Here is a 25,891-nt window from a genome sequence, read left to right on the forward strand (position 1 = left end):
GGTGGCCGCGCCGGTGGACGAGAATCGCTGGGACCCGGAGGTGGTCGCGCTGGCGCACGCGGTCAAGCTGGACGACCCCGTCCTGGTCGACCGCGTGTGGGAGCCGCTGCGGCTGGCCCACGCCATCCACCTGCGCCGCGACACCGGGGCCGACCCGCTGGAGTTCGCGGCCGAGGCGCTGACCATCGCCGAGCGGCGCGGGCTGCTGCGCCGGCTGGCGATCGACCTGATCAACGGCGAGCTGGTGCTGCCGGGGTTCGAGGAGCGGCTGACCGCGCTGCTGGGGGCGACCGCGTTCAACCTCCAGTCCTTCGTCAACGGCGACTTCACGCCCAAGAGCGCGCTGGTGTCGGCACGTCGGTTCCTGGACAGCTGCGACCGGGTGTGCCGCATCGACGTCGACGGCGAGCACCGGGGCACGGGGGTGCTGGTGCGGCCCACCCTGGTGGCCACCGCGGCGCACGTCGTGCAGGCGTTGGTGCGCTTGGACGGCGGGGTGATGGCGGCCCTGCCAGGGAGCCGGGAGGCGTTGCGGCTGACCTTCGGGTACGCCGAGGACTACCTGCCGGCCCCGGCCGGTGAACCGCGCGGTGCCGGCGGGTTGCAGGCGGTGCGGGGTTCCGACGAGGTGCGGGTGTTCCAAGGGGAGGTCGCGGAGCTGCACGCGCAGTGGCTGGCGTGGTGCAGCCTGCCCACGGCGTCGGAACGGTTGGGGCTGGAGGACGTCCGGGACATCGCCGGGATCACCGACGCCGACGGCCCGTGGGACCTGGCGTTGATCCGGCTCGCGCAGCCGCGCCGGGTGGACCGCCGGACCCGCCTGAGCACGCAGCCGCCGGCCGACCCGTTCCCCGTGCACGTCCTGCACCACCCGGGCCGCGCCAGCGGCACCGCCGAGCCGCTGCTGTGGTCCATCGGGCGGTTGGACGAGCAGTTGGGCGCGCCCGCCGTGCGGTACCTGCACGACGCCAACACCGTCGCCGGCTCGTCGGGTGCCCCGGTGTTCGACGACGAGTGGCGCGTGGTGGCCCTGCACCAGGGCGGCGGTCGGACCCTCCAGGCGGTCGGCGACGCGGCGGGCGTGCTGGCGCAGGCGCGCAACCGGGCCGTGCCGGTGTGCCGGTGGTTGGCCAAGCTCGACGAGCTGGAGGACGTCGTGCCCTACCTCCAGGAGGTCGGCGGACCGGCCGGTCCCCGCCGGGTGGTGGGCCGGCGCGGCACGCAAGAGCGGTTGTGGCGGGCGTTGCGCGAGGGTGCGCCCGCCGAGGACCGGCTGCTGGTCGTGCGCGGCGAGCCGGGCACCGGGCTGCGGTTCACCAAGCGGCTGGTGGGGGAGTACGTGCGCCGCTACAGCGACGGCGTGGTGGTGTCGCTGGACGTGGCCAACGCGCTGGGCACCGACGCCGCCGGGTTCGCCGAGCACATCGCGGGCGCGCTGTCCGCCGGGCTGGACGTGGCGTGCGGCGCGCCGGTGACCACCGGGCAGAGCCGGGTGCGCGACGGGATCGCGCCCCGGCTGGGCGCGGTGCTCGACGGCGTGGGCGGCAGCCGCGCGGTGTGGCTGGTGTTCGAGGGGTTCGACCGGGCCCGGGTCAGCGACCAGCACGGGATCGACAACCTGCTGCTCAGCCTGATCGGGGCGCTGCCGGACTACCGGACCGTGCGGCTGGTCATGGTGTCGTGGCAGCAGACCCCGCCGGAGCGGTTCGCCCTGTCGGTCGAGGACCTCAAGCCGCCCACCGCCGAGGACGTCGCCTGCGCGCTGGTCGGGCCGGGCGGGAAACCCGGGCCGGACGACGTGGCCTTCGCGGAGTTCGCGCTGGGGCGGGCGAGTGCGGAGAACCTGACCGGCTACCGGGCCGCGTCCCGCGCGATCGAGCTGATCCGGGCCATGCTCAAGGCCCGGGAGGTGGCGTGATGTCCACCGCGCCGGAGGAACAGCGGCTGGTCGAGGCGTTCCTGGCCGGGCGGTCCGAGGCCGAGCGGCGGGCTTTGGTGCAGCGGCTGGCACCCCCGCCCCCGCCACCGGTCGCCGAGGACGTGGTGCGGGCGGTGCGGACGCGGGCGGCGCTGTCCGGTGCCGTCGCGCCTCGCGACCTGGTGCGCGGGATGCCCGCCGACGAGGCCGAACGGGTGCTGGACGTCGTGGCGATCGACTTCGACCGGGCGTTGGTCGGCGGCGACTGGCGGTGGACCATGCGCAGCGGGCCGCGCGAGCAGACATTGGTCCGGCTGGCCGCCGAAGGTGCGGTGGCGGCGGCGTTGGCCGAGGTCGCTTCGGTGCCCACGGACGAGGCCGGGCGGACGTTGCGCGAGTTGGCGGCGGTGGGCGGGAACGGCGCGCGGTCGTTGTTCCGGACTTTCGCCCGCGAGAAGCGGGACGACCGCGCGGTCCTCCAGGCGTTGACGTGGGTCGCGCCGCTGGGCGGCCGGCAGGGGTACCTGGCGGAGGCCCGGCGGCGGGCGGGCTTGATGGCCGTCCGGGACAGCTACGCGACCCTGCTCGACATGGGCGTCCACGGCCGGGACCGCGAACTGGAGGTGCTGCGGCAGTTCGTGGCCGCGCCCGTCGACCGGGCCGGGCCGGTGCCGGTGCTCCCGGTGACCGGGGTGGGTGGCGCGGGCAAGTCGACGCTGCTGGCCGCCCTGGTCGAACCCCACCTGGACCGTCAGTTGGACGGCGAGTCCGACGACGGCGGGCCGGTCGTGGTCGTGATCGACTTCGACCGGGTGGTGTTCCGGGTCAACGCCGAGCTGGAGCTGTCCTTCGAGGTCACCCGCCAGCTGGGCTGGGCCGCGCCGATCGCCGCCGCCGACTTCTCCGCGCTGCGCCACCAGGCCCGGGAGGAGCGGCGGCAGGTGCGCACCGACCTGGCCGTGGAGTCGGTGGAGACCGACGTGCGCACGGCGACCGGCTTCGAGGCCGAGGCCCGGGTGCTGGTCGACCTGCACGACCTCGGGCGGCGGACCGTGGTGCTGGTGCTGGACACGTTCGAGGAGTGGCAGCGCGACCGGCCGTTGTCCGACGTGCGGCGCGGGCGGTGGAACGACCCCGAGCGGCACATCCAGGAGTGGATCTGGCGGCTGCGGCACGAGATGGGCTTGGCGGGGCTGCGGGTCGTGGTGTCCGGTCGGGCGCCCGTGTCCACCATGGACGACCTGGTGGTGGTGCCGCCGTTGGAACTGGGGGAGTTGGACGCCTCGGCGGCCGTGCGCGTGATCACCGCGTTCGGCGTGGACCGGGAGGCGGCGGAGGCGCTGGCCGGCGCGGTCGGCGGCAACCCGCTGGCGCTGCGCGTGGCGGCCCGCTTCTACCGCAAGCTGTCCCGGGCGGAACGCCGCCGGTTCGTGGCCACCGCGCACGAGCCCCACCCCGGGCTGGAGCACGAGCTCCGTGCCGCCGTGCTGTACGACCGGTTCCTGTCCCACATCCGCGACGACCGCGTGCGGCGGCTCGCCCACCCCGGGCTGGTGCTGCGCCGGGTGACCCCGGAACTGGTCCGGCACGTCCTGGCGCCGCACTGCGCGCTCGGGCTCGCGGAAGGCGAGGAACACCGTCTCGTGGAGCTGCTGGGCGACGAGGTGTGGCTGGTCGGAGCGTCGGCCGACGGGTTGCGGCACCACCCGGAGGTGCGGCGGGCGGTGCTGCGCATGATGTCCGGCGACCCGGCGCACGCGGACCGGGTGCGGGCCGTCCACCGGGCCGCCGCCGAGTGGTACCGGTCGGGTCGGGACCCGGTGTTGGGGGAGGACGCGGCCCGCGCCGAGGCCCTGTACCACCTGCTGATGCTGGAGGACGGGCGTCGGTCGGTGGTGCCGGTGGTGGGCGGGGACCGGCCGCCGGCGGGGGTCGCGGACTTCCACCCGCGGGTGGCGGCGCAGTTGCGGGCGCTGCGCGGCGACGACCTGGGTGACGAGGAGGCGTTGGAGCTGCCCGCGGAGGTGTGGAACCGGTGGGTGGCCGGCCACGGGGTGCGGTTGCTGGCGGATGGGGCGGCTGAGCACGCGGTGCGGTTGTTCGAGGAACGGTTGCGGCGTCGGGGGGACGTGGTCGAACCGGAGTGGCTGGCGCGGGCCTGTTGCGATGCGGCGCGGTGGCGGCACTACTGGCCCGCGGTCCGGCGCGTCGGTGGAGGTGCGCGCGTGGACCGGTATGCGCTGATCAACGCGTTGGCCTCGCACGATCCGGCTGATCTGGTCTCCTTCGACCGGGGAGCGGTGGGGGAGTCGTTCCTCGAGAACGGCGGCGGGTTCCTGGTGTTGTTGCGGGGGCGGGTGCCGGGTGTGGGGGTGGGGAAGCGCGACCTGTACCCGGTGGACGAGCTGCGTCGGGCGTTGGTGCGGGTGGCGGCGGGGGAGTCGTGCGCGCTGCACGGCTTGAGCGGGTTGTTCCGGCCGGATCCGGAGTGGTTGCGCGGGTGGTCTGCGTTGGTGGGCGGGCCGGCGTCGGGGGAGGGGCGGGGCCTCGCGGAGGAGATCGCGGCGGTGCCGCCGTGGTCGTTGCGCAGTGACGAGCTGTTGGGGGAGTGGTCCGCGCGGTTCGCGCGGACGTGGCCGCGGGCGGTGGTGTCGCCGGAGCGGGTGACGCCGGACTTGGTGCCCGTGCTGCGGGGGACAACCCGGAGTTGCGTCCGGCGGTGCGGTTGGCGGCGGGGGCGGTGGCCGATCGGCTGGGGGTGCGGGCGGTGGCGGAAGTGGCGGGCGAGGTGCTGCCGGTGCCGCCTCGGGACTTCCACCCCGACGCGTTGTCGGCGGCGGTCGAGCGTGCGGTGGTCGTGCAGGTGGTCGAGTACGTGGACCGGTCGGGCGTGTTGGGACCGTTCCTGGCGGGGCTGCACGCGCGGTGCCCGGAGTCGGGGCTCGTTCGGGACGTGCGGGAGGCGTTCGAGGCGTGGGACCGGGCGCACGAGGTGCTGCTGTCCCGGTTGACCGGGTGAGCACCGGGTCCCCGCGTCAACGGCGGCGAGCCGCGCGGGTCCAGGCCGATCGCAGGACCGCCAAGGCCACCGCCGCGATCGCGACGACCACACCGGGGCTGAAGGCGCGCGCCGACCGGACCGCGGGACGGTCCGGCGGTGGCTCGGGGCGGTCGGGTCGTGGCACGGCGTGGGCCGGCGGTGGTTCGGCGTGGGCTCGCGGTGGCTCGGGGCGGCCGGGTCGTGGCTCGGGCTGGTCCGGTGGTGGTTCCGGGTGCGCCGGTGGTGGTTCGGCGGGGCGTCGCTCCAGGGCGTCGAGGCGGCGGGTCAGCTCGCCGATCCGGTTCGGGTCGACGCTCCGCTTGCTGAGCAGGGTCTGGAAGAGGGCGAAGGTGACGGCCGCGCCCACGAACCCGGCCCCGATGTTGGTGAACGCGTCGCCGAGGAACCCCGTCGAGGACTTGCCGTCGAGGCGGGCGTAGACGAACCCGACCAGGCAAGCGCCGACACCGAACGCGAGGACGACCCCGGCGAGCACCGCGTCCGCGAGTCGCACGTGCCGCGCCACCAGGACCTGGGCGCGGCGGGAGTTCATCGCCACCATCAGGCCGGCGACGCCGCCTGCCGCCACGAGGTTGACGAAGAGCCAGAAGGTGCGTTCGTTGTCGACGGTGGCCGCACGGACGAAAGAACCGTGCACGAACCTCGTCGCGTCACCGTAGGCGAACTCGACCCACTGGTCGGAGTCGCCGACCACCTGCCCGGTCGTCCGCCCGACGATGGCGATCTGCCGGCCGGGCGGGTAGACGCCGCTGGCCGCGCAGTCGGTCGACGGGCACGTCCGGACGGTCGCCTCCCCGGCGAGGTAGCCGATGTCCTCGCCTTCGACACCGCCCAGCGAGCCGACGGCGTAGAGGTAGAGCCCGAACGACCCCAGCAGCACGACGAAGGGGATGGTGATGCTCACCAGCAGCAAGGCCGTGCGCGGCTTGGCCACTCGCCCTCCCCGCGCGTGACGAGGCGTCCACCGGTCGCCTCGAGTCTGCCACAGGGCTCCCGTATCTACTCCCGAGTAGGTTACTCTGGGGTAGATAGCGTCGGTGTCGAACAGGGGTGTCGCGGTGGCTGGTACTGCGGGGCAGGGTCGGCGGGATCCGATGGGGGTGGCGTTGGCCGTCCTCAACCGGGTTGCCGCTTCGGAGGTGCTGGACCGGTTCAAGTTGCGCAAGCCGGTCGAGCGCGGGGTGTACGAGGCGACTCGGAGCGGGTTCCGGACCGTTGCGGCGGCCGGGCGGTCGTTCGGTGCGGTGCAGAAGCTCGGCAAGCCGGCTCGGCTGCCCCACCGGACCGAGCAGGGGCTGTTCGACATCACGCCCACCGACGAGCAGCAGATGATGGTCGAGATGCTGCGCGAGTTCGCCGCCGAGCAGCTCCGGCCGGTGGCGGCGGACGCGGACACCGCGTGTGCCGCGCCGGCCGAGGTGCTCGGAGCGATGAACGAGCTGGGCGTCAGCCTGGTCGGCGTGCCCGAGGAGCTCGGCGGTGCGGGCAGTGAGCGGTCCGCGGTCAGCGGCGTGTTGATCGCCGAGGCGTTGGCGCACGGGGACATGGGGCTGGCAGTGGCCTGTCTCGCGCCGGCCGCGGTGAGCACCGCGTTGACGTTGTGGGGTGACGCGGGGCAGCAGTCGACGTACCTGCCCGCGTTCACCGGGGACGACGTCCCTGCGGCGGCGCTGGCGGTCCAGGAGCCGCACGCCCTGTTCGACCCGTTCGCCCTGCGGACCAAGGCGCACCGGTCCGGCGGCGGGTTCGTCCTCAACGGTGTGAAGGCGTTGGTGCCCAACGCGGCCAAGGCCGAGCTGTTCGTGGTGGCCGCCGACCTCGCCGGTCGCGGCCCGGTGCTGTTCCTGGTGGAGTCGAGCACGCCGGGGTTGACCGTCGAGGCCGACCCGGGGATGGGGCTGCGCGCGGCGAGCATGGGGCGGTTGCACCTGGACGACGTCACCCTGCCGGCCTCCGCGTTGCTCGGCGACGAGAACTCCTACGCGGACTGCGTGCGGCTGTCGCGGCTCGGGTGGTGTGCGCTGGCCATCGGCACCGGGCAGGCCGTGCTGGACTACGTGATCCCGTACGTCAACGACCGGGTCGCGTTCGGTGAGCCGATCAGCCACCGGCAGGGCGTGGCGTTCTCCGTGGCCGACATCGCGATCGAGCTGGAGGGCATGCGGCTGGTCACCTACCGCGCGGCCGGTCGTGCCGAGCAGGGCAAGCCGTTCGCCCGGGAGACCGCGCTGGCGCGGGCGCTGTGCGCGGACAAGGGCATGAAGATCGGCCTGGACGGCGTGCAGCTGCTGGGCGGGCACGGGTTCGTCAAGGAGCACCCGGTGGAGCGCTGGTACCGGGACCTGCGTGCGGTCGGGCTGGCCGAAGGCGTTGTCCTCGTCTGACGGGGCGGAGAGGCGATCATGATCAACCTGGAAGTTCCGAAGAAGTTCGAGCAGCTCGTCGACCAGGCCCACCAGGCGGCGGCGGAGTTCCTGCGGCCCAACTCGCGCAAGTACGACGAGGCCGAGCACACCTACCCCAAGGAACTGGACATGCTGGCGGCCCTGCTGGACGGCCTGTCCGCCGCCGGTCAGGGGGCCAGCGCGGGCGGCGTGCGGCGCGGCGGCTCGGACAAGGGCGCGGACAAGTCCAAGCAGGGCAACAGGAACGGCTCCAACCTCCAGCTCCTGCTGGGCACGATCGAGATGTGCTGGGGTGACGTCGGCCTGCTGCTGAGCATGCCCCGCCAAGGCCTGGGCAACGCGGCCATCGCGTCGGTGGCCAACGACGAGCAGCTCAAGCGCTACCAGGGCAAGTGGGCCGCGATGGCGATCACCGAGCCGGACACCGGGTCGGACTCGGGTGCCATCCGGACCACGGCCGTGCGCGACGGCGACTACTACGTGCTCAACGGCGAGAAGATCTTCGTCACCGCCGGTGAGCGCGCGGACTGCGTGGTGGTGTGGGCGACGCTGGACCGGTCGCTGGGCAAGGCCGCGATCAAGTCGTTCGTGGTCGACCGGGACACGCCGGGGTTCGAGCTGGTGCGCCTGGAGCACAAGCTGGGCATCCGCGCCTCGGACACCGCGCACTTCCGCCTGGACAACGTGCGCGTGCACAAGGACAACCTGCTGGGCAGCCCGGAGATCAACACCGAGCAGGGCTTCGCCGGCGTCATGCAGACCTTCGACAACACCCGACCGCTGGTGGCCGCGATGGCCGTCGGCGTGGCGCGGGCGGCGCTGGAGGAGACCCGGCGGGTGCTGGCCGAGGCGGGCGTGGAGGTCGACTACGACCGCCCGGCCAACGCCCAGCACGCCGCCGCCGCGAAGTTCCTGAAGCTGGAGGCCGACTGGGAGGCCGCCTACCTCCTGGCACTCCAGGCGGCGTGGATGGCCGACAACCGCAAGCCGAACTCGTTGCAGGCCTCGATGGCCAAGGCGAAGGCGGGGCGGACCGGGTCGGACGTCACCCTGGGCTGCGTGGAACTGGCCGGCAGCACCGGGTACAGCGAGACGTCCCTGCTGGAGAAGTGGGCGCGCGACTCGAAGATCCTCGACATCTTCGAGGGCACGCAGCAGATCCAGCAGCTCATCGTGGCTCGGCGGTTGTTGGGGAAGTCGTCGGCCGAGCTGAAGTAGCAGGTAGAGGCGTCGTCTCGGTTCGGCTCCGGTCGGGTGGGAGCTGAACCGAGGCGACGGCCAAGATCGCCGTCCACACCCGTGTTCCGTCCATGTTCCGTCCGACTCCGGTGCTCCGTCATCCGACGGCACGCGGGCGGAACATGCGCGCGTTCATGGCGCTCCGCGCCCGCGCGTGGGAGTCGGGCAACATGTGGACGTAGATCTTCAGCGTGTAGGCCGGGTCGTGGTGGCCCATCATCACGGCCAGCTCGGCGATGTTCACGCCGTCGGCCAGCATTACGCTGGCGAAGTAGTGGCGGAGCTGGTGGGTGCCCTCGCGGCGGGTGGTCTTGTAGCGCTTGCGCCCGCGACTGTCCTTCTCGGGCTGGGGGATCACCTTCGCTTTGGCGAGGGCTGGCTTCCACGCCGACTCTGAGTACGCCCGTGACGTGACGTGGCCGCCGTCGAACCAGCGGAACAGGATCTGGTGTGTGACTGGGGCGCCGTCGACCTTCTCCCACGGAAGCGTGAGCGGCTGGGGCGGGTACTTCCGGATGTGCTCGCGTAGAGCCTGTGCGCCACCTGGAGACAGGGGGACCGTACGCTCCCGGTCGTTCTTGGGCAGGGCGAAGACGTAGTTCGGCCCGAGCTTCTTGATCTGGCGCCGGATGTGGACGACCTCGGCGCTGAAGTTGATGTCCTCCAGGGCGAATCCGAACGCTTCGCCCTCACGCAGCCCGCACGATGCGCTGAGCGTCGGCATCGCCCGGAGGTAGTCCGGGTGGCCGTCGATCACGGCGAAGACCACGTCGTCGGCCCACGCCTGGATCTTCCGCTCTCCGGGGTCGGCCTGCACCCGCTGGACGATTGGGCTCTTAGCGGGATTCTTCTTGATCGCCTCGTCCGCCGTGGCCAACTCCAGCACACCCACCATGACGAGCCGGGCGGTTGCAACGGTCGACGGGCCGAACCTCTCGCCCAGTTCCGTCTGGAACGCCGAGACCTGCGACGCCTTGATGCCCTTCACCGACCGGTGCCCGAACACCGGCTTCACGTGCAGGCGGTAGACGCTGTCGTACTTGGCGAGAGTCGCCGGGTCTCGCTTCCGGGACTTCCTCCACTTGGGGTAGTAGCTGTCGAACGTCTCCTTGCCCGCCTTCGGGTCGTGGTACTCGCCGCGCTCGACGTCCGTTTCCTGGGCCTGCCAATGCAGGTCCGCCGGCGTCTTCTTTGCGAACGCCTTGGTCTTCTCGTTCCCGTCGGGGTCGTGCCACACTGCCAGCCACCGCTTGCCCTTGCCGTGCCGGGCGTTCGGGATGCGCTTGTTCTCGCCGCACCACGCCACCTCGACACCGCCCTTGACGGTGCACACCTTCACCGCAGGCTTGCCACACCGACACTTCTCGCCAGCCTCGGCGGTCCGCTCGGCAACGATGGAAGCCGGCTTCTCCGGAGTGGTCCACAGGTCTTTCGTGAATCCCATCAGTCACTCTCTCGCATCTTTGCCGGCGTCCTGTTCGTCTTCACGCATCTTGCGCACCACTTCCTGCGCCTCGTCGGCCGTCAGGTCGGAAAGTTTCCCGGCGCTGACCCTGACTTCAAATTCCCCATACTGGTATTCCGACCATGGGTCGATCACCTTGGCATACTTGGCGGGGTCGGGTTGGAAGCTCAGTGCGAAAGGCGGCATACCGACGCGCGATTCCCATTGGCGTACCTCCTTCGCTACGCTGAGCATGTGCTCGGCCGCGCTCAAATTGTCGCTCGCTAGGAGGTTGACGAGCACAACGAGAATTTCATAAACGGTCCGCTGCCGATGTAGCGGGTCGGCTACATCGATGACAGCATCGAGCGCGTGTTTAAGTAGGAGCATGCGAGCGGACGGGCTCATGTCGGATGGCTTTGGGAGGCTCGCAATCAGCTTCGCTAGTTCCTCATCGGTGATCCCCACGCCAGGGTTGACTGGATGTGGTGTGAGAGCTGCTTCAAGCTCCCGATCATCGTTGCGTTGCCATGCGTCCAGCGCCGTACCCGGTTTCAGGCCGAATAGCGCATCGAGCTTCATCAGCGTGGCATTCCTCACAGGCTCGCCGTGCTCGATGCGCAGATAAGTCTTGTACGAGATCCCGGCTCGTTTCGCGGTCTGTTGGGCTGTCCATCCCCGCCGGGATCGCGCCTGCTCAATGACTCGACCGAGGTCTTGGTAATAGGGCTTCTCTGTGGCGCCGTCAGCCACGACCACGCTGCCGTCGTCAGCCCAGTCCCACCCTTCATCCTGTGGTGACGGGGTGTCGGTGGGGGCGACGTTGTGGACGTCGTCGGTCGTCATGCGCCCATGGTGCCAACAACGACAAGCGATGTCCAACGTTGTAGGTAGCTTTGGGTAGCTCCTTGCGGTTGATCGTGTCGCGAGCGTGGCAACCTACCAGGTAGGCATCACCCTCGTGGGTGAGTTCGTGCCGAAAGGCCCCATCTGGTACCCAATGTTGCTGCCGTCGCTTGCGGCTAGTGGTAGCTATGTGTAGCTTTCGGAAGGAAGGTGGACGACGGTTCCACCCAAGGGAGGCCCCGTGAGTCACACGGTCGAGCGACTGCTCACGCTCAGCGAGGTGTCGGAGCAGACGGGCATCCCCGAGGCGACGCTCAGATATTGGCGCGCGATCGGCTCGGACGGTCCCGACTTTCGGCGCGTGGGCCGGCGGCTCCGCGTGACCGAGTCCGCGCTCAAGGCGTGGATGGACAGGCGGATGAACGACCCCGCCGCGTAACAAGAGGGCAGGTCAGCGCCCATGCCCAGCAACAGTCCGAACGCAAAATGACCCGCCCTCGGTCTTGCCCACCGGGACGGGTCGGAACGTCAGATCAAGAGGATAGGTGACCCAATGACCGACACCGCACAGTGTGGCAGATCAGCGCCCGAGGCCGCCACCGAACGGGCGTTCGAGTGCCTCCCCCGCTGCATCGAGCACGACGGCTCGACCCGCCACCCCGACGAGAACTGCTGGTCCGAGCAGCCCGCAGGCCGAGTTCCCACCACCTTGGCCAACGAGCCGGTGGTTCTGAGGGCGGTCGGCCGGCAGATCAACCCGGGCGGCGAGCGGCTCGCCGAGGTGGTCATGTTCGTCGGGGTGCCCGGTGACGACGAGTCGGAGCTCCACGCCGAGATGACGGGGAAGCAGGCCCGCGAGCTGGCGGCCCGGCTGGTCGAGGCGGCGCAGCTCGCGGAGGGGATGGTGTGGCCCTGCCCGTTGTGGTGCAGCGAGCCGCCGGGACACCCGTTCATCCCGAGGGGCGCCGACTCCCTTCCCGTCCGCGTGCACCAGGCCGACCCGCTCGGGGACGGTTGCCTCGTTGTGCAGGCCCGGGAATGGATCGGCGAAGACGGCAAGGCCCTGCTCGGGAAGGAGCGCACGTTCTTCCGCGGCCGGGAGGTAAGCGCCGCAGACCTCGCCCGCATGGTGTCGACGTTGAAGGCGACGCTCGTCGAGCTGGATGAGGTCGGCGCGGAGACCTGGCTGGCGCGGCAGCAGGGCGGTGTGCGATGACGACCACCACGGGGAAGGCCGCCGCGCACACGGTGTGCCCGCCTTGGTGCAGCGGACGGCACACCTCGATCGACGCCACGAGCACGTTGCACGAGCGGTCGTTGACCGCACCGAGCGCCACGTTCCGGGTGGGGCTGATCGCGCTGTTCGAGTCGACCTCCGAGGGGCTGTACGCGGAGTTGCCGTCAATCGTGTGCGAGGGCCGGCTTGAGGAGTTCGAGTTGTCCGCGGGTGGGGCGCGTCGCCTGGCGGCGCGGTGTCGGATGCTGGCCGACCAGTTGGAGGCTGCCGCCGCGCTGCTATCGGAGATCAGGAGGGGGGCGCGATGAGCGGACCGATGGTGTCCACACGGGACGAGGCGGTGGCTCGTGCGGAGCGCATCCGCGCGGGGATCGAGGCGATGGCCGCGTTGCAGGGGGACATCGCGGCGGCGTACCACCGGCGCGACTGGACGACGCTCGGCTATGACTCGTGGGCCAGCTACGTGACCGCCGAGTTCGGGGAGCGGCGGCTGAAGTTGTCCCTGCACCAGCGCCGGGAGATCGTGGCGAGCCTGCGCGGTGAGGGCCTGTCCACGAGGGCGATCGGGGCTGCTCTGGGCGTGCATCACGACACCGTGGTGACCGACATCCGAAGTGTCGGAAATCCGACAGTAGAGCCGACTGTCGTGACGGGCCTGAACGGAAAGACCTACTCCACGCAACCCGGGGAGGCCGTCGACTCCACCACCGAGTCGGTCGTCCGTGACGGCACGAAGCCCGCAGCTGGCGAGCCTCCCGCCCCTACGCCCGATCGCCGCTTCGGTAGGGGCCGCACGGCGCAGGACGCCATCGAAGCGACCGTCACGACGGTGCGGGACCTGTGTGACCACTTCGAGTCCCTGATCATCCCCGCCGACTTCGCCGCCCTCGACGCGGAGCGTGCCGAGCAGTGGGCGCAGGCGCTCGACAAGTCCATGTCGGTGTTGCGTCAGATCAGGAAGGAGTTGCTGCGCCGCGCGGGGGCGGGGCGGACGAGGGGTGGTGCCGAGTGACGGCCGTCGACTTGTTCGACTACTCGCCGGGTGGGCGCTCGGACTTGACCGACCCCGCGGCTCGCGCTGATCGGGACCGGTACGGCGACCGGGTTGACGTCCTGGACAAGGTGAAGGCGCTCCAGATGCTGCCGGACGGTCTGCACCTGACGACCGACCACGTGGCCACCTACTACGAGGTCACCATCGACGCCGTCAAGAAGCTGGTCCAGCGCAACCGCGAGGAGCTGGAGGCCAACGGCTTCCGGTTGCTCTCCGGTCCGGAACTCAGGGACATGTTGTCCCTGAGTTCGATGGACCCGCGTACCCCGCATCTGGCCGTGTTCGACCGCCGGGCGCTGGTCCGGGTCGGCCTGCTGCTGCGTGACTCGCCCGTCGCGCGCCGGGTTCGTGACGCGGTGCAAGACGGCTACGAAACCGCCGCGCCTGTACTCGCCCTCCCGCAATCCTACGCGGACGCTCTCCGGGCGCTGGCCGACCAGGTCGAGCAGAACGAGGCGCAGGCCCGGCAGATCGAGCAGCAGGCCGCCGAGATCGCCGACCTGGACGAGGAAGCCGCCGGCTACCGGCACTTGCTGGAGAAGGACGGCACGGTGAAGTGGACCAACGCCTGCGACGTGCTCGGCGTCGGGCCGAACCTGCTCGGCGAGTACCTGCGTGAGCGCAAGGTGACCTACACCGACGTCTACTTCACCGGCCGCGGTGAGCGCCGTGAGGGGGAACGGCACAACCGGCCGTACGCGGACTACAAGCACTGGTTCCGCTTCGCGCCCTACTCGGAGTCGGAGCGCAACAACCGCCTGCCCGCGTGGAAGCAGTTCGACCGGCGGGTCACCACGAAGGGTGTGGACGGTATTCGGCGGCTGCTGCGCCGCCACGTGTTCGAGTGCGGCACGTGCCCGCTGTGCGGGTCGCTGAAGAAGAACAGGCCCGACGTGTTCGCCGACTACCGGCGTCCCCCGCGTGGCCAGCACATCAACTACCCGAAGGATGCGGCATGACCGACTCGGAGAACCTGCTCATCTCGCGCGGTGAGCTGGAAGACCTCATCAGCGCCGTGGCCCACTACCAGCACATGGCGTTCAACGAGGGCAACGCGTGGGGCTCGCAGACCGCGCGCGACCTGGTCGAGAAGGTGAAGGCCGAGGCCGGGTTCATGGCCTACGCGTTCGTCCACCTGTGGTTCGGCCGCAACCACCAGAAGATCCAGCCGGGGGACACGGTCCGCACCAGCGAGTGGGGCTCCGGGGAGTTTTGCCCCGCCGAAGTGCTGACGACCCACACGTACGGCGCCTGGGTGCAGGACGAGAACGAAGCCGGGTGGTGGTCGTGGCACGACGTGCACCGCCTCGACCGGCTGCACACCGAACCCGACTTCGACATCGCGAACTACGCCGCGGTCATCGAGCACATGGGGTACGACCGCGACCCCGGCGGGTTCCCGGATTCCGTCACGCCGTACTTCATCAAGCCCAGCACCCCCGCCCTGAAGCTGGTCGACCACTGGCCGACCGAGGTCACCACGGGCGAGGGACAAGCTGTCCCCGGCGAGGAGCCGCGCAACTGGGACGTCTACCGGTTCGCCACGGCGGCGCTCGGCGGCGACGAGACCTCGGAGAACGGCGAGCGGGCGAAGGAATGGCATGACGACCTGGTGGCCGACGCGCTCGGAACCACCGGGCTGACGGTGGTGCGTGAGGAGGGTGACGCGTGAGCGACATCTTCACGATGGCCGACCTCGACGGCCTGTTGCAGTTGATGCGAGACGCCCGGCACGAGTACCCAGGTCCGTTCCTCCCTGCCGTCATCGCCTTGGTCGACGACGTCCACACCTACCACCGCCCGGACGAGAACGGCGACTGTGAGGCGATCGGCTGCCAAGACCAGCACGGCGACACGACCTACAACCAAGGGTGGCCGTGTCCGCTGTGGATGCGCGCCCAGACTGCGGCGGTGGCGTGGCTGCGTGAGCGTGCCGCTGAGGCCAATCCGTCCGATCGGACGGAAAATCCGCATCGGGTCGCGGCCCGCGAACGCAAGGCCCGCCAGCGGCAGCGGGAGCGGGATGCTTCGGCGAGCGCCGAAGCATCGGGTAACCGGCCCGGTAACTCGGTTACGACGACGTCACCCGAGGGCCTTTTTTCGAAGGAACCGCAGGTAGGTGAGTCGCGTCCCGCGGGACAAGCGCGTGACTCCCTGAGGGACTCCCCTGGGGACAACCCTTCCGAAACGTCGGTGGGACTGGCGTGAGCGAGTTCCTCGTTCAGCAGGTGCCCGCGCCGGAGGAGCGGTTCACGATCGTGAGCAACGACCTCCTGCGCGGGCGCCTGCCCACCCCGCTGCGTGCGCTGGAGCGGGTGTTGCTGCTGCACCTCATCAGCTTGTCGAGCGGGTGGCGGATGAGTCGCCAGCAGCTCGACCGGTCGGTGACGGAGGGCCGCGAGGCGGTCAGCAGCGCCCTTCGCGGACTGGAGCAGAAGGGTTACCTGCGGCGTGACCGCAAGCGTGACAGTCGCGGGACATGGCGGTGGACATGGAGCGTGACACGTGACCCGATCGGCTCGCCGCTGCCGTCACCATCCCCCGAAAACCCGTCAATGGACGCGACCAGCGGAAACACCACATCGCCGCAGGTCGCTCCATCCACGGAAAACCCGTCGCCGGATAGTCGGGGGATAGATACAGAAGACCAACCCAAGAAGACCACCAAGAAGACTGGCAAAGATCAAAAGAGTGCACCTCCCGTGGGGGCTCGCGCTGGCGCGCGAGCCGGCCTCAAAGGGAAGGACCTCGTCGGCGAGGACCCGAAGACCCTGACTCGGCGACTGACCGCTGTGTGGTGCTCCGTGGTCACCGAGTGTGGCGGTGCCCTGCCGGTCCTCGACGGCGGCGGCTGGGATTACGACGGTACGCCGCACGGCCGCGAGCAGCACCCAGCCGGGCGACGCATCCGGGCATGGGTCGAGAACTACCCGCACCCAAGTGCCGAAGAGCTTGATGTGGCCTTGGAGGAGATCCGCGCTCATGCTCGTCGGTGGGCAGAACAACATCACAATCGAGACTTGGAGGTTGCATGACGACCGACAGTCCAAAGCCACCGCGTCCAGGCACCCACCCGTTCGGCATGGGCGGCGCGGCACCGGTACCTCGCAAAGCTGACCGGTCCTCGACTCGCAAGGGGCACGTGGCAAAGCAGATGGGTGCCACCTCCGAGGAGATAGCCGCGATGCGGGACGACGATCTAACGGGCATCACGCCGCGAGAGGCTGCTCGTCTCCTCGGCGAGGAGTCCCATGTCGACCGCCGTGAGAAGAAGCGGCTTCGCACCCGGTGGCGGTACGAACAGCTTCGGCGCTTCCGGACTGATCGAGGCCGTCGGCGCCTTGTCGCGCTCCTCGAGCGTGAGCTGACTGGTGACGAGATCGCAGTTCCGGCCGGTCTCGAAGAGGCGATCGGTAATCTTCTGGCCATCGACCGCGAGCAGACCCCTGACGTGCCGCAGCTGTTCGGTCTCGACGACAGGAGTGACACGGCGCAGGCGTATGCGCGCTACCGCGATGAGACGACATCGTGAGGGTCAGTCAACTACGGCACGCCGCGCGCCTTCGCGCAACCGCATGCGTCGACCCCGTCGATCCCCTGAACCCAGGCATCAATCGCTGCTGCGGCGACCGACCAACGGCCGCCGCGGCCGGTCTGGTGGCCGTGCATCTCTCCGGACTCCAGGGCACGCCGCACTGTGACCTTGTGCCGGTTGACGCGCTGGGCGACGAGGTCGACGGTGAGCCACTCGTTCATGCGTGCACCATCTGCTTCACTGCCTGTCTCATCCAGAGGCAACCGGCAACGCGTACGGGTGCGTCGAGGGGTCTGCGCGGTTCAACTCGATCAACCGCCGCTCTGTCGACGACGACGGGGCGTGCGGGCTTGAAGGAGGACCGTGGCTGGTTCGGACGGCGGGACCGATCGTCGGCGGCGGCGAGGAATGGTCTTCTCCCCAGCCGCCCGTGGCTGCTGCTCGAACTGCGCCACGATGTCGGCGTAGTGCCGGGTCGTGAACCTGTAGGTGCCACCGACCTTCACGGTAGGGATCTCCTGGCGGCGTGCCCGGTCCTTGACCCACCATTTACTGACGCCGAGGGCATCGGCGACCTCCTGGGCGGTGTGGAGGCGGGGGAGCGCTTCGTCCTTCGACGGCTGGATCACGAGTTGCGCCCTTGTGGTGAAGGGGTGTGAGGGGAAGGCACATCCGTGCCAAACAGGCGGGCGACTTCGGATGCCGGGATGCGGTAGAGGTTGCCGAAGAGGACCGCATTGATCGTGCCGTCCTGGATCGCTCGGTAGACGGCGGCTCTCTTGAGCCCAGTCAGTTCGGCGAACTTTACAGGAGAGAGACCGATCCGTGAGCTATTGGGCAACGTACGTACATCAGGTTGTGTGGCTCGTCTGTCCATGACCGGCGTCGCCAAGAGCCAGTCAACTAGCGCGTCCACAGCGCCATGAAGGTGGAGACGAAGCTCATGGAGGTGGTCGGGCGAAGTCACGTTGCCTGTGGCCTTCACTAGCTGAGGAGTTGAACGATGGACGCTGTGACGACGACCTTGCGTCGGGCTCCGACCTCAATGACCTTGACGGGTGCAACTCCGCGCCGGATCTGCTCGTACAGCTGCGAGCGGGACACGCCGAGAGCCGTGGCGGCCTGCGCCACCTGTACTGCGGCAGGCCACTTGCGGATCTCGTCGAGTGTGGGCTGGCGGCCTGGACCCGTCGAGCGGCTTACGCGCTCAGTCGAAGACGGACTCGCAGGAACAACGTCCGAATCTTGCCGTAGGAGGATCATGATGCGGGCCGCCTGGTCGGGCGACAACGGCGGCGCGTCGCGGACTAGCTGGGCGACGTATGCGTCGATCTCCGGGGCCGGTGGCGGGGGCGTCACTTGTCTCGCCTCCGCATACCTTCAAGCTCACTACGCAATCGATCCACATCCCATCGAGCGTGGCCGCCGGCTGTGACGAGCGCTGGCGTCACCAGTCCGGTAGCCCACCAGCGCGCGAGCGTTGCACGACCGACGCCTATGGCCTTGGCAGCCTCGCCTGTAGTCACCAAGTCCCCCATAGCCCCTCAAGATGGCGGAATGCGGGCACCCAGATGTGCGTGGTGAGACGTTCGAGACGATCGAGACGTTCGGGTAGTGACCCTTCACTCGAACGAGGAAGAAAGGGGCGCGGGATGAGCTGGGAGCAGGACCCCCAACGCTGTGTCCGGGGAGAGCAGTGCGCGGAGGTGGAGATCGTCGAAGGGTTCCGCCTGGGCGGGCTTCGAGCCAGTGCGGCACCGCTATGCCTCACGTGCGAACGCCGCATCCGCGAGGCGATCATGGAGTTGCCAGGCGACTACGTCCGCCTCGCGCTGGTTCTCGGCAAGGGCGGATCGTCGGGCGACGAGGCAGTGTCCGCTTCGCGGGAACTCCCGACGCCGTTGAGGCTGGGCGTTGAGGCGTTGCAAGCCGAAATGGTCGACATCGCTTCCACGTGGGCCGAGGCCGTGGCCGCAGTCAGCGGCGTCGCCTGGGACACCCAGGCGGTGGCAAGAAGTCGGCCAGGGGTGGTGCTCGACGTGAGCGTGCACATGCTCGCGGACCGGCTGCCCGTACTGCTGAACTTGCGCGACGTCGAACTGGTGGAGTGGTCGAAGGAGTCGGAGCCGACCATCCGGCGCGCGCGGTGCGTCGGCGACCATTGGGCAGACACCGGCGGGCCATGCGCAGTGCCACACCCGAGAGTCGTGTTCCACGACGGGCGGCGGGAGGCCGTGACCAAGGACGGCGTGGAGGGCGCCCTAGATTTGGCCGATCTGCACCGGCGTGCACGAGGGTTGCTCGGCGTCACCGTCCGCACGTACCGCCTCCGCGAGGCATGTCCTGAGTGTGGTGTGCAGGCACTGACCCATGTCGACGGGGCGGATGTCGTTGATTGCGGGCATTGCGGCGTGACGCTGGAGTGGGATGAGTTCCGCCGGCGGACCGACCCGCTCGCGGGGTACGACGCCGGGGCCGCCTGACCCGACTTGACGCATCGGCGGAAACGGCGACTATAGGTGTCGAGTGTAGAAGGTGGAGCGGTCGAAGCCTGGGGGAGTGCGTTGATCAAGCAGCGTAAGTGGCCCAACGCGAACGACACTGCGTTGCAACGCCGAACCCAGATTGCCCACAGCTACCGCGCAGTGCTCATGGACGTGGCGCCTGAGCGCTGCGCGGTACTCGACAGGGCTGCCGAGGCGCTGGGGGAGAACTGGATCGCTCCTGCGCTGGTGACCGACGACGCCGAGAAGATGACGCTCACCCAATGTGCGAAGGCGGTCGGCGCGAAGGCCGGGACGCTGTGGCAGTGGGCCAACCGCGGCGTCGTGCCGCGCAATCCAGACGGCTCGTTCACCCTCACGGACGTTCAGCGGGCACTGTCGGAGCGCACGCGACGCGATGCGCCGGAGCCGCCCCGAGTTGCGTAGAAGATCGGCGCGTCTGTAGAGTAGAAGTCACTAGGACACGTCTGTCCACCGAGCCCCCAGTCGATGATCTCGGCGGGGGCTTTCGTCGTTTCCCACCCTGCCTGTCAAATCACACGCCAACACGCCTGGGCATGAGCAGGGGTGGTTGATGACGGCGACTGGTGCGGTCCCCGCCCACTCCGCATGACTGAACGCTGCCCGGTGTTCCGGGAGCCGATCCCGTTGCCGACGCCGAGCGAGGAGCCGTAGACCATGGCTGGCTTCACCGACACCGTCGAGCAGGCGCTGCTCGACCACTTCCTCACGGACCCGGCGTACACGCCGCCCGCGACCATGTACATCGGCCTGTCGACGACCACCCCGACCGAGGCTGGCGGCAACTTCACCGAGCCGTCCGGCGGCTCCTACGCGCGCGTCTCGACAGCCGCAGCCGACTGGGGTGCCGCCACGGGCACTGCTCCGGCGACGAAGTCCAACACGGCCACCAAGACCTTCCCGACCGCGACAGCCACGTGGTCGAGCGGTTCGAACATGACCCACTTCGGCCTGTTCGACGCGTCCAGCGCCGGCAACTTGCTGTGCTGGGGTGCGCTCACCACCGCCAAGCCGGTGATCTCCGGCGACACGGCGTCGTTCGCGGCCGGTGCCCTGGTGCTGAAGCTGGGCGATCCTTCGGACTCGTACTAGAAGACACGGCAGTCGGGGGAGACGACATGGCGTTGCTCGACGCGACGAACCGGCTGCGTGTCTGGGCTCAGTCCATGCGGGACTGGCCAGGCACGCTGGGCGGCGTCACCAAGGCGCAGCTTCAGGCCGCGGTGGACGCGACGGACCAGTGGATCGAGGACAACCAGACCTCCTACAACAACGCGCTTCCGGTCGCGTTCCGCTCGAACGCCACGCTCGCGCAGAAGACGTTCCTGTTCTGCTACGTGGCGATGCGGCGCGCGGGTCGACTGAGGGCGCAGGAGGACTGAGATGGCGACGGTCACCCAGACGCTCCTCGCCGCAGACGGCCAGTTCCTCTCTTCGGCCTTCCCCGGTCTGGTGAAGAACGGCTCGAACTTCCCGGTCGTGGGCTTGGCGTTCGACGCGGCCACGGACGAGGCGGTGTTCTGGTCGTTCTACGCGGCGAACTACGGCAGCGGCAACGTCACCGTGCGGGTGTTCTGGTACGCCGACACGGCTTCGTCGGGTGACGTGGTGTGGGAGGCGCAGCTTGCCGCGATCACTGCCAACACCGACACGCAGGACGTCGAGACGAAGGCCTTGGCGACTGCCAACACGGCCACCGACACCCACCTCGGCACCACGGGGCAGAGGCTGCACAGCGTCGACATCACCGTGTCCAACCTGGACTCCCTCGCCTCCGGGGACAGTGTGTGGCTGCGACTCGCGCGAGACGCGAACAACGCCAGCGACACGATGACCGGTGACGCGATCGTCGAGAAGGTGGTCTTGACCTACTCCGACACGTAAGGCGGGGTCGGCATGGCGGTCAGGTTCGACGCGGACGGCGAGAACTACACCAGCACAAGCTCCCCGCCTAGCGGCTCCTACACCGTGGTGTGCTGGTTCCAGGTCAGCACGGACCGCAACACGTTCTCCACCGTGTGGTCGTCGGACTCCAGCTCATCGAACTACCACTACATCCAAACGGACTCCGACGGGACGAGTGTCAAGGCGTTCCACTCGGACGGCTCGGTCATCACCGGCCCGAACGTGACGGTCGGAACCTGGTATCGCTTGGCGTTCGTCGTCAACGGCACCGCGGCCACCATGTACTGGGGCACCGCGACGGGCGCGCTGTCGTCTGCTTCGGACGCCACCTGGCCGGCGTTCTCGCCTACGCCCACTACGTTCCGCATCGGTGCGAGCGTGTTCACGGGCGAGTGGCTCAACGGCCGCGTCGCGGCGCTGAAGCACTGGTCGGCGGCTCTCTCGCAAGCCGAGGTCGAGAAGGAGTTCTCGCAGTACCTGCCGGACCGCACGTCCGGCCTGGTCCGGTTCCATCCGTTCGTCGCCAACGAGACCGCCGACTACTCGGGTAACGCGCGGACTCTCTCCGGTGGGACGGGGTCCACGCGTGAGGACGGCCCGCCGATCCCGTGGCGCGCTCGCGCTCCGCAGCTGGTGCTCCCCGCTGCCTCGGCCGGTAGCTCTGTCACCCTGGACGGGGTGGCTCCGTCCGCGAGTTCGGCCACCGGCGACACGGCGGTTTTTCGCGCTGTCGGTGGCAGCGCGTCGGCCGCTGCCGGTCTCACGGGCGACGAGGCTGTCTCGCGGGCTGTCGCAGGCTCTGGAGCAACCGCGGCCTCCGTTACAGGCGAAGTCACTGCCGCACGACCGCTCACCGGCACCGCTTCGGCTGCCAGCGCCCTCGTGGGCGATGCGCAACGCACCGCTGGGCTGGCAGGTACCGGCTCGGCTGCCGCTGAAGCCTCAGGCGGAATGGCCGCCCAACGCAGCCTCGACGCGTCGGTGACCGCGTCGGCGGGTCTCACGGCCGATGCATCTGTCACACGCGCACTCGGCGGCGGAGCGGCGAGCGCGTCGGGCGCAACCGGGGACCTGGCCATTGCCGGACAGGTCTCCCTCGATGGTGCAGCGAGCGCCGCTGGCTCAGCGACTGCGGCCCTGTCATCCACGAGGCAGGTCGCGGCCACGAGCGCAGCCACGGGCGGTGCGTCGGGCGACCTGGCGGCGAACCGCACTGTCGCTGGAGCAACGGCCGCCGCTGGGTTGGCGACAGGCGATTCGCAGGTGACGCGCGGCCTTGTGGGGACAGTGATCGCCACTGGAGAGGCCATAGGCGTCGTTACCGTCGCGCGCCCGGTCACAGCGACTGTGGCGGCTTCTTCGTCGGCTTCGGCCACTCTGACTGTCAACGCCGCTGGAGCGGCCGTGGACGACGTGTTCACCGCTGGCGGTCTTGGCTCCCAGTGGCACGCCTTCGGGCTCTCTACCCCGTGGACGCCCGGCCGGCTGCATGGCCGGTGGGCCGCCGGAGAACTCGACTGAGGAGGTCACGGTGGCCATCCACTACGTCGACCGCGACTCGGTCGAGTACCTGGGCGTGCGTGTCGTCTACCGCAACACCGCCACCGGTGCGACCGATCCCACCGCCTACACAGTGACGGTCGCGCTGGTGCTCGCAGGCACGAGGCCGGTGTCCGGCGACTACCAGTCCGCGTCGTGGGCGCTGAACGCCGACGGCCACTACGTCGCCCAGCGCCTGGTGTCGGGGCTCACCGCGTCGGCCAGCTACGACGTGTACGTGAAGGTTGCGGCCAGTCCTGAGACCTGGGTGGGCAAGAGCCCGGACACTGTCGCGGTCCGCTGACCAAGATCGGAGTATCGCCGATCCGCAGGTGGTACTCGATTCAGTGCCGCTCACCGCGTGGCTGGAGGTGGCCCATGTGGTCTCGCCGCTGGGCCGCCTACCTCCTTGCCTGCCTAGGCGGGTTCGCCGTCCTGGAGTACCTCGGCATCCGTTCCCGCAGGCGAGGCGGACCGAACGGCACGTTGACCTGCGCGCTGCGCCGCTGGCTGCACATCGACCCGGTGGGTCCGCGGCGCCGGTTGGGGCAAGCCGCCCTCGTCGCGGTGCTCGCCTGGTTCGGCCTGCACATCGTCACCGGGCGCTGGCCCTGACGGGAGGCCGTCATGGGCCGAGCGGTGCACCAGATCGACCGAGAGCTGAAGCGCGTGTGGCGTGAACTCCTGGCGGCTGTCGAGCGGGTGGACTTCGACGCCGCGTGCGACTGCGCCGAGCGCATCGACATCCTGCTCGACCAGCGTGGCGACCTGACACGGGTGGACTGACCGGCGAGGTGCGAGCGATGGCCAGACGTACACGACCCCACACCCGCGGCTCCACCGTGCAGCGCGGCTACGGCCCCGAGCACCGCGCACTGCGCGAGGCTTGGCGCCCACGCGTGGACGCAGGCGAGGTGGACTGCTGGCGGTGCAGGCGACCCATCCTGCCCGACACGCCCTGGGACCTCGGCCACGACGACCACGACCGATCCCAGTACCGAGGACCCGAGCACGCGAGGTGCAACCGAGGTAGCGCAGCCCGACGCGGGAATCGCAGCCGCCGTTCGGCTCGAAGTTCGCGCGACTGGCTGAGTTGATCACTGTATGTGATCACCAGTACCCCCAGGGGTAGGGGGGTGGCACCCACACGGGTCGACCAGCGGGTATGCGACCCAGCCCGCAGTCGTCTTTTTTCTCACGATCAAGGGTTTAAGCCAGAGACCTAAAAGCCCTGGTCAAGGGGGTGCGCGCCGTCATGGACCGCATCTGCCAGACGCAGGGGTGTGGGGCGGTCATCCCGCCCCAGAAGGGATCGGCGAGGCCACGCAAGTTCTGCGAGGCCTGTCGGCCGCCGCGGAACCGGCCGAACCCTCGTGTGATCAAGCTTCCGACCACCCCAGCCCCGGAGCCGGACACGACAGCGTCGGTTCCGCCGCTGGTCGCTACGTACCGGGAACGGCTGGAGGTCGCGGGACGGCTGGACTCGCCCGAGGGCGCGCACGTCCTGCTGCTGGCTTCGCTGCTCACCGGAGGCGCGCACACGGCTTCCGGAGCGGCGGCACTCTCCCGGGAGCTGCGCGCGGCGATGGAGGTTGCGCTGGAGGGCGCTCCCCGCGAGCCGGACAAGCTCGACGAGTTGGCGGCTCGTCGTGCCGCGAAGGCGGCGGGCGCCTCGTGATCGAACCGGCGCACTTCTGGATGCCGCCGCGGCTCGGGTCGTACGGCGACGAGGCGATCGAACTCGCGGAGGAAGCCGGCCTGCTGCTCGACGACGAGCAGAAGCTGGCGGTCGACGCCCTGCTGTCCTACGGGCCGGGCGGCCAGTGGGTGGCGCTGGAGCAGGCCGTGGTGGAAGCCCGTCAGAACGGCAAGACCTCCGGCGTGCTGGAGCCGGTGACCGCGTTCGATTTCTTCCTCCTGCCGCCCGACAGGATGGTGTGGACGGCGCACCTGTTCAAGACGGCGATGGACGCCTTCGCCGACTTCGACCGGATGATCGAGACTTCCTCGACGCTCAGTCGGCGCGTGAAGAACATCTCGCGCGGCAAGGATGACCTCCACTTCGAACTCCACAACGGCGCGAAGTTGGAGTTCTTGGCGAGGGCGGGCGGCGGCGGGCGTGGCCTGAAGGGCAAGCGGATCGTCATGGACGAGGCGCTGATCCTGTCGGCGAACAGCATGGGAGCCCTGCTGCCGATCCTGTCGACGCGCAAGGGCGCCCAGGTCACGTACGGGTCCAGCGCGGGCAAGGTGACGTCCGACCACTTGGCCACTCTCGTGGCACGGGGTCGGAAGGGCGGCGATCCGTCGCTGATCTGGGTCGAGTGGTGCGCGCCTGGTTCCTGGGACGCTCCGCCGTGCGAGCTGGGCAAGGACTGCCCGCACGTGGTCGACCTGCAGACGCGGTGCGCACTGGACGACGAGGAACTGTGGCCGCACGCGAACCACTCCATCCCGGCCCGGATCAGCTACGAGTACGTGCGCGCGGAGAGGCGGGCGTTGCCTCCGCGCGAGTTCGGTCGGGAGCGGCTCGGCTGGCACGAGGCCATTTCCTCAATGGAGCGGCCGATAGCCGAGAAGGCTTGGGGCGACCTCGTCGACATCACGTCGAAGATGGTCGACCCGGTGGCCGTCGGCCTGCACGTCAACAACGACCGCAGCGCCACCGCGATCGCCGTGGCCGGCTACCGCGAAGACGGGCTGATCCACCTTGAGGTCATCAAGTCCGCCGCGGGTGTCGCCTGGGCGGTCGCGGACGTCGTGAAGGTGGTCGAGAAGTGGCTGCCCTGCGCCGTGGTGCTCGACGACAAGTCGGAGACCGCCTCTCTGCTGTCCGACTTCAAAGAGGCCGGGCTCAAGGTCCGGGACCGCAACCCCGACACACCGGCAGGGGAAGGCGAGTCGCTGGTGACCACCTGGGCGGCCGATCTCGCCCGAGCGTGCGGTGCCTTGCACACCCGCGTCACCGAGACCAAGGGAATCAGGCACCTCAACCAGCCTGAACTGAACGACTCGATCGCCGGTGCGGCGTGGCGGCAACTGAGCAACGCCAAGGCGTGGGACCTCAAAGCGGCGACGACGAACCAGGCACCACTCATGTCCGTGACCTTGGCCCTGCACGGGCTGCTCACCTACGGCCCGGCCGCAGAGCCCGCGGCCCCGTGGTTCTCCTGGGGGTGAAGC

Annotated in this window: 30 protein-coding genes; 24 read left to right on the forward strand and 6 right to left on the reverse strand. The window is 69.7% G+C overall.

Annotated features, from left to right (window positions below; genetic code table 11):
• The first annotated feature begins 1 nt into the window (after position 1).
• Together DFJ66_RS01185 and DFJ66_RS42395 are read left to right on the forward strand one after the other, a co-directional pair.
• Positions 2-1,918, forward strand: coding sequence for a S1 family peptidase (locus DFJ66_RS01185; protein ID WP_121217099.1), 1,917 nt, complete (start codon positions 2-4; stop codon positions 1,916-1,918).
• Positions 1,918-4,929, forward strand: a complete 3,012-nt coding sequence (locus DFJ66_RS42395) for an ATP-binding protein (RefSeq protein ID WP_121217101.1) — start codon at positions 1,918-1,920, stop codon at positions 4,927-4,929. Before DFJ66_RS01185 ends, DFJ66_RS42395 begins: the two co-directional genes overlap by 1 nt.
• A 24-nt stretch (positions 4,930-4,953) precedes the next feature.
• Here DFJ66_RS42395 and DFJ66_RS01195 read toward each other — a convergent pair whose 3' ends face one another.
• A complete protein-coding gene (locus DFJ66_RS01195; protein ID WP_121217103.1) occupies positions 4,954-5,913 on the reverse strand; it encodes a hypothetical protein in 960 nt (319 codons plus the stop codon).
• A gap of 160 nt (positions 5,914-6,073) precedes the next feature.
• On the opposite strand from DFJ66_RS01195, the gene DFJ66_RS01200 reads away from it, so the two are divergent.
• Together DFJ66_RS01200 and DFJ66_RS01205 are read left to right on the forward strand one after the other, a co-directional pair.
• On the forward strand, positions 6,074-7,363 hold the full coding sequence (locus DFJ66_RS01200; RefSeq protein ID WP_121217105.1) for an acyl-CoA dehydrogenase family protein: 1,290 nt from the start codon (positions 6,074-6,076) through the stop codon (positions 7,361-7,363).
• Between the two features lie 18 nt (positions 7,364-7,381).
• Positions 7,382-8,602, forward strand: coding sequence for an acyl-CoA dehydrogenase family protein (locus DFJ66_RS01205; RefSeq protein ID WP_121217107.1), 1,221 nt, complete (start codon positions 7,382-7,384; stop codon positions 8,600-8,602).
• A 118-nt stretch (positions 8,603-8,720) separates the two neighbouring features.
• Here DFJ66_RS01205 and DFJ66_RS01210 read toward each other — a convergent pair whose 3' ends face one another.
• On the reverse strand, positions 8,721-10,067 hold the full coding sequence (locus DFJ66_RS01210) for a tyrosine-type recombinase/integrase (protein ID WP_121217108.1): 1,347 nt from the start codon (positions 10,065-10,067) through the stop codon (positions 8,721-8,723).
• Positions 10,068-10,070: 3 nt separating this feature from the next.
• Positions 10,071-10,913, reverse strand: coding sequence for a helix-turn-helix domain-containing protein (locus tag DFJ66_RS01215; RefSeq protein WP_121217110.1), 843 nt, complete (start codon positions 10,911-10,913; stop codon positions 10,071-10,073).
• 241 nt (positions 10,914-11,154) lie between these two features.
• On the opposite strand from DFJ66_RS01215, the gene DFJ66_RS01220 reads away from it, so the two are divergent.
• From DFJ66_RS01220 to DFJ66_RS01255, 9 genes are all read left to right on the forward strand, one after another.
• Positions 11,155-11,352, forward strand: coding sequence for a helix-turn-helix transcriptional regulator (locus DFJ66_RS01220; RefSeq protein ID WP_121217112.1), 198 nt, complete (start codon positions 11,155-11,157; stop codon positions 11,350-11,352).
• A gap of 114 nt (positions 11,353-11,466) precedes the next feature.
• Entirely contained in the window at positions 11,467-12,129 is a 663-nt protein-coding gene (locus DFJ66_RS01225) for a hypothetical protein (RefSeq protein WP_121217114.1), read from the forward strand.
• Entirely contained in the window at positions 12,126-12,458 is a 333-nt protein-coding gene (locus DFJ66_RS01230) for a DUF6907 domain-containing protein (protein WP_121217116.1), read from the forward strand. The genes DFJ66_RS01225 and DFJ66_RS01230 overlap by 4 nt, the downstream gene beginning before the upstream one ends.
• Positions 12,455-13,162: a helix-turn-helix domain-containing protein gene (locus DFJ66_RS01235; protein WP_147459140.1), complete on the forward strand. Its 708-nt coding sequence runs from the start codon at positions 12,455-12,457 to the stop codon at positions 13,160-13,162. The genes DFJ66_RS01230 and DFJ66_RS01235 overlap by 4 nt, the downstream gene beginning before the upstream one ends.
• A complete protein-coding gene (locus DFJ66_RS01240; protein WP_121217119.1) occupies positions 13,159-14,163 on the forward strand; it encodes a phage antirepressor KilAC domain-containing protein in 1,005 nt (334 codons plus the stop codon). The genes DFJ66_RS01235 and DFJ66_RS01240 overlap by 4 nt, the downstream gene beginning before the upstream one ends.
• Positions 14,160-14,876 carry a hypothetical protein gene (locus tag DFJ66_RS01245; protein ID WP_121217121.1) on the forward strand — a complete coding sequence of 239 codons (717 nt, stop codon included), beginning with the start codon at positions 14,160-14,162 and terminating at the stop codon, positions 14,874-14,876. Before DFJ66_RS01240 ends, DFJ66_RS01245 begins: the two co-directional genes overlap by 4 nt.
• The gene (locus DFJ66_RS01250) at positions 14,873-15,412 is read left to right on the forward strand and encodes a hypothetical protein (RefSeq protein ID WP_121217123.1); all 540 of its coding nucleotides are present in this window, start codon (positions 14,873-14,875) and stop codon (positions 15,410-15,412) included. The genes DFJ66_RS01245 and DFJ66_RS01250 overlap by 4 nt, the downstream gene beginning before the upstream one ends.
• Complete coding sequence (locus DFJ66_RS42065; protein WP_147459141.1) at positions 15,409-16,239, forward strand: hypothetical protein; 831 nt, start codon at positions 15,409-15,411, stop codon at positions 16,237-16,239. The genes DFJ66_RS01250 and DFJ66_RS42065 overlap by 4 nt, the downstream gene beginning before the upstream one ends.
• Complete coding sequence (locus tag DFJ66_RS01255) at positions 16,236-16,736, forward strand: hypothetical protein (protein ID WP_147459142.1); 501 nt, start codon at positions 16,236-16,238, stop codon at positions 16,734-16,736. Before DFJ66_RS42065 ends, DFJ66_RS01255 begins: the two co-directional genes overlap by 4 nt.
• A gap of 11 nt (positions 16,737-16,747) precedes the next feature.
• On the opposite strand, the gene DFJ66_RS01260 is transcribed toward DFJ66_RS01255, so the two are convergent.
• The 3 genes from DFJ66_RS01260 to DFJ66_RS45390 all read right to left on the reverse strand — a co-directional run bounded on the left by DFJ66_RS01260 (position 16,748) and on the right by DFJ66_RS45390 (position 17,616).
• A complete protein-coding gene (locus tag DFJ66_RS01260) occupies positions 16,748-16,960 on the reverse strand; it encodes a helix-turn-helix domain-containing protein (protein WP_121217127.1) in 213 nt (70 codons plus the stop codon).
• A 90-nt stretch (positions 16,961-17,050) separates the two neighbouring features.
• Complete coding sequence (locus DFJ66_RS01265) at positions 17,051-17,368, reverse strand: helix-turn-helix domain-containing protein (RefSeq protein WP_121217129.1); 318 nt, start codon at positions 17,366-17,368, stop codon at positions 17,051-17,053.
• Positions 17,365-17,616 carry a helix-turn-helix domain-containing protein gene (locus DFJ66_RS45390; RefSeq protein ID WP_397556352.1) on the reverse strand — a complete coding sequence of 84 codons (252 nt, stop codon included), beginning with the start codon at positions 17,614-17,616 and terminating at the stop codon, positions 17,365-17,367. The genes DFJ66_RS01265 and DFJ66_RS45390 overlap by 4 nt, the downstream gene beginning before the upstream one ends.
• A gap of 829 nt (positions 17,617-18,445) precedes the next feature.
• On the opposite strand from DFJ66_RS45390, the gene DFJ66_RS01285 reads away from it, so the two are divergent.
• The 11 genes from DFJ66_RS01285 (at position 18,446) to DFJ66_RS01335 (ending at position 25,888) form a co-directional block, all read left to right on the forward strand.
• Positions 18,446-19,222: a hypothetical protein gene (locus DFJ66_RS01285; RefSeq protein ID WP_147459144.1), complete on the forward strand. Its 777-nt coding sequence runs from the start codon at positions 18,446-18,448 to the stop codon at positions 19,220-19,222.
• Between the two features lie 81 nt (positions 19,223-19,303).
• The gene (locus DFJ66_RS01290) at positions 19,304-19,669 is read left to right on the forward strand and encodes a hypothetical protein (RefSeq protein WP_121217137.1); all 366 of its coding nucleotides are present in this window, start codon (positions 19,304-19,306) and stop codon (positions 19,667-19,669) included.
• 252 nt (positions 19,670-19,921) lie between these two features.
• Positions 19,922-20,356 (forward strand): phage tail fiber protein, encoded by a 435-nt coding sequence (locus DFJ66_RS01295; RefSeq protein ID WP_121217139.1) that lies wholly within the window; start codon positions 19,922-19,924, stop codon positions 20,354-20,356.
• A 26-nt stretch (positions 20,357-20,382) separates the two neighbouring features.
• A complete protein-coding gene (locus tag DFJ66_RS01300; protein ID WP_121217141.1) occupies positions 20,383-20,646 on the forward strand; it encodes a hypothetical protein in 264 nt (87 codons plus the stop codon).
• A gap of 1 nt (position 20,647) precedes the next feature.
• Positions 20,648-21,148: a hypothetical protein gene (locus DFJ66_RS01305; protein WP_121217143.1), complete on the forward strand. Its 501-nt coding sequence runs from the start codon at positions 20,648-20,650 to the stop codon at positions 21,146-21,148.
• Positions 21,149-21,160: 12 nt separating this feature from the next.
• Positions 21,161-22,690, forward strand: a complete 1,530-nt coding sequence (locus tag DFJ66_RS01310; protein WP_121217145.1) for a LamG-like jellyroll fold domain-containing protein — start codon at positions 21,161-21,163, stop codon at positions 22,688-22,690.
• A gap of 10 nt (positions 22,691-22,700) precedes the next feature.
• Entirely contained in the window at positions 22,701-23,012 is a 312-nt protein-coding gene (locus DFJ66_RS01315; RefSeq protein ID WP_147459145.1) for a hypothetical protein, read from the forward strand.
• A gap of 74 nt (positions 23,013-23,086) precedes the next feature.
• The gene (locus tag DFJ66_RS01320; protein ID WP_121217149.1) at positions 23,087-23,323 is read left to right on the forward strand and encodes a hypothetical protein; all 237 of its coding nucleotides are present in this window, start codon (positions 23,087-23,089) and stop codon (positions 23,321-23,323) included.
• Positions 23,324-23,335: 12 nt separating this feature from the next.
• The gene (locus DFJ66_RS42400) at positions 23,336-23,494 is read left to right on the forward strand and encodes a hypothetical protein (RefSeq protein WP_170199062.1); all 159 of its coding nucleotides are present in this window, start codon (positions 23,336-23,338) and stop codon (positions 23,492-23,494) included.
• A gap of 589 nt (positions 23,495-24,083) precedes the next feature.
• Positions 24,084-24,386 carry a hypothetical protein gene (locus DFJ66_RS01330; protein WP_121217153.1) on the forward strand — a complete coding sequence of 101 codons (303 nt, stop codon included), beginning with the start codon at positions 24,084-24,086 and terminating at the stop codon, positions 24,384-24,386.
• Positions 24,383-25,888, forward strand: a complete 1,506-nt coding sequence (locus DFJ66_RS01335; protein WP_121217155.1) for a hypothetical protein — start codon at positions 24,383-24,385, stop codon at positions 25,886-25,888. Before DFJ66_RS01330 ends, DFJ66_RS01335 begins: the two co-directional genes overlap by 4 nt.
• The last annotated feature ends 3 nt before the right edge of the window (positions 25,889-25,891 follow it).

It is taken from the genome of Saccharothrix variisporea (assembly GCF_003634995.1).
Classification (GTDB): Bacteria; Actinomycetota; Actinomycetes; order Mycobacteriales; family Pseudonocardiaceae; genus Actinosynnema; species Actinosynnema variisporeum.

Excerpts from the sequence above, each read along its gene's own strand:
- DFJ66_RS42395 (WP_121217101.1), top strand. The coding sequence starts at position 1,918 with ATGTCCACCGCGCCGGAGGAACAGCGGCTGGTCGAGGCGTTCCTGGCC.
- DFJ66_RS01200 (WP_121217105.1), top strand. The coding sequence starts at position 6,074 with ATGGGGGTGGCGTTGGCCGTCCTCAACCGGGTTGCCGCTTCGGAGGTG.
- DFJ66_RS01205 (WP_121217107.1), top strand. The coding sequence starts at position 7,382 with ATGATCAACCTGGAAGTTCCGAAGAAGTTCGAGCAGCTCGTCGACCAG.
- DFJ66_RS01210 (WP_121217108.1), bottom strand. The coding sequence starts at position 10,067 with ATGGGATTCACGAAAGACCTGTGGACCACTCCGGAGAAGCCGGCTTCC.
- DFJ66_RS01215 (WP_121217110.1), bottom strand. The coding sequence starts at position 10,913 with ATGACGACCGACGACGTCCACAACGTCGCCCCCACCGACACCCCGTCA.
- DFJ66_RS01225 (WP_121217114.1), top strand. The coding sequence starts at position 11,467 with ATGACCGACACCGCACAGTGTGGCAGATCAGCGCCCGAGGCCGCCACC.
- DFJ66_RS01230 (WP_121217116.1), top strand. The coding sequence starts at position 12,126 with ATGACGACCACCACGGGGAAGGCCGCCGCGCACACGGTGTGCCCGCCT.
- DFJ66_RS01235 (WP_147459140.1), top strand. The coding sequence starts at position 12,455 with ATGAGCGGACCGATGGTGTCCACACGGGACGAGGCGGTGGCTCGTGCG.
- DFJ66_RS01245 (WP_121217121.1), top strand. The coding sequence starts at position 14,160 with ATGACCGACTCGGAGAACCTGCTCATCTCGCGCGGTGAGCTGGAAGAC.
- DFJ66_RS01255 (WP_147459142.1), top strand. The coding sequence starts at position 16,236 with ATGACGACCGACAGTCCAAAGCCACCGCGTCCAGGCACCCACCCGTTC.
- DFJ66_RS01260 (WP_121217127.1), bottom strand. The coding sequence starts at position 16,960 with ATGAACGAGTGGCTCACCGTCGACCTCGTCGCCCAGCGCGTCAACCGG.
- DFJ66_RS45390 (WP_397556352.1), bottom strand. The coding sequence starts at position 17,616 with ATGGACAGACGAGCCACACAACCTGATGTACGTACGTTGCCCAATAGC.
- DFJ66_RS01295 (WP_121217139.1), top strand. The coding sequence starts at position 19,922 with ATGGCTGGCTTCACCGACACCGTCGAGCAGGCGCTGCTCGACCACTTC.
- DFJ66_RS01300 (WP_121217141.1), top strand. The coding sequence starts at position 20,383 with ATGGCGTTGCTCGACGCGACGAACCGGCTGCGTGTCTGGGCTCAGTCC.
- DFJ66_RS01305 (WP_121217143.1), top strand. The coding sequence starts at position 20,648 with ATGGCGACGGTCACCCAGACGCTCCTCGCCGCAGACGGCCAGTTCCTC.
- DFJ66_RS01310 (WP_121217145.1), top strand. The coding sequence starts at position 21,161 with ATGGCGGTCAGGTTCGACGCGGACGGCGAGAACTACACCAGCACAAGC.
- DFJ66_RS01320 (WP_121217149.1), top strand. The coding sequence starts at position 23,087 with ATGTGGTCTCGCCGCTGGGCCGCCTACCTCCTTGCCTGCCTAGGCGGG.
- DFJ66_RS42400 (WP_170199062.1), top strand. The coding sequence starts at position 23,336 with ATGGGCCGAGCGGTGCACCAGATCGACCGAGAGCTGAAGCGCGTGTGG.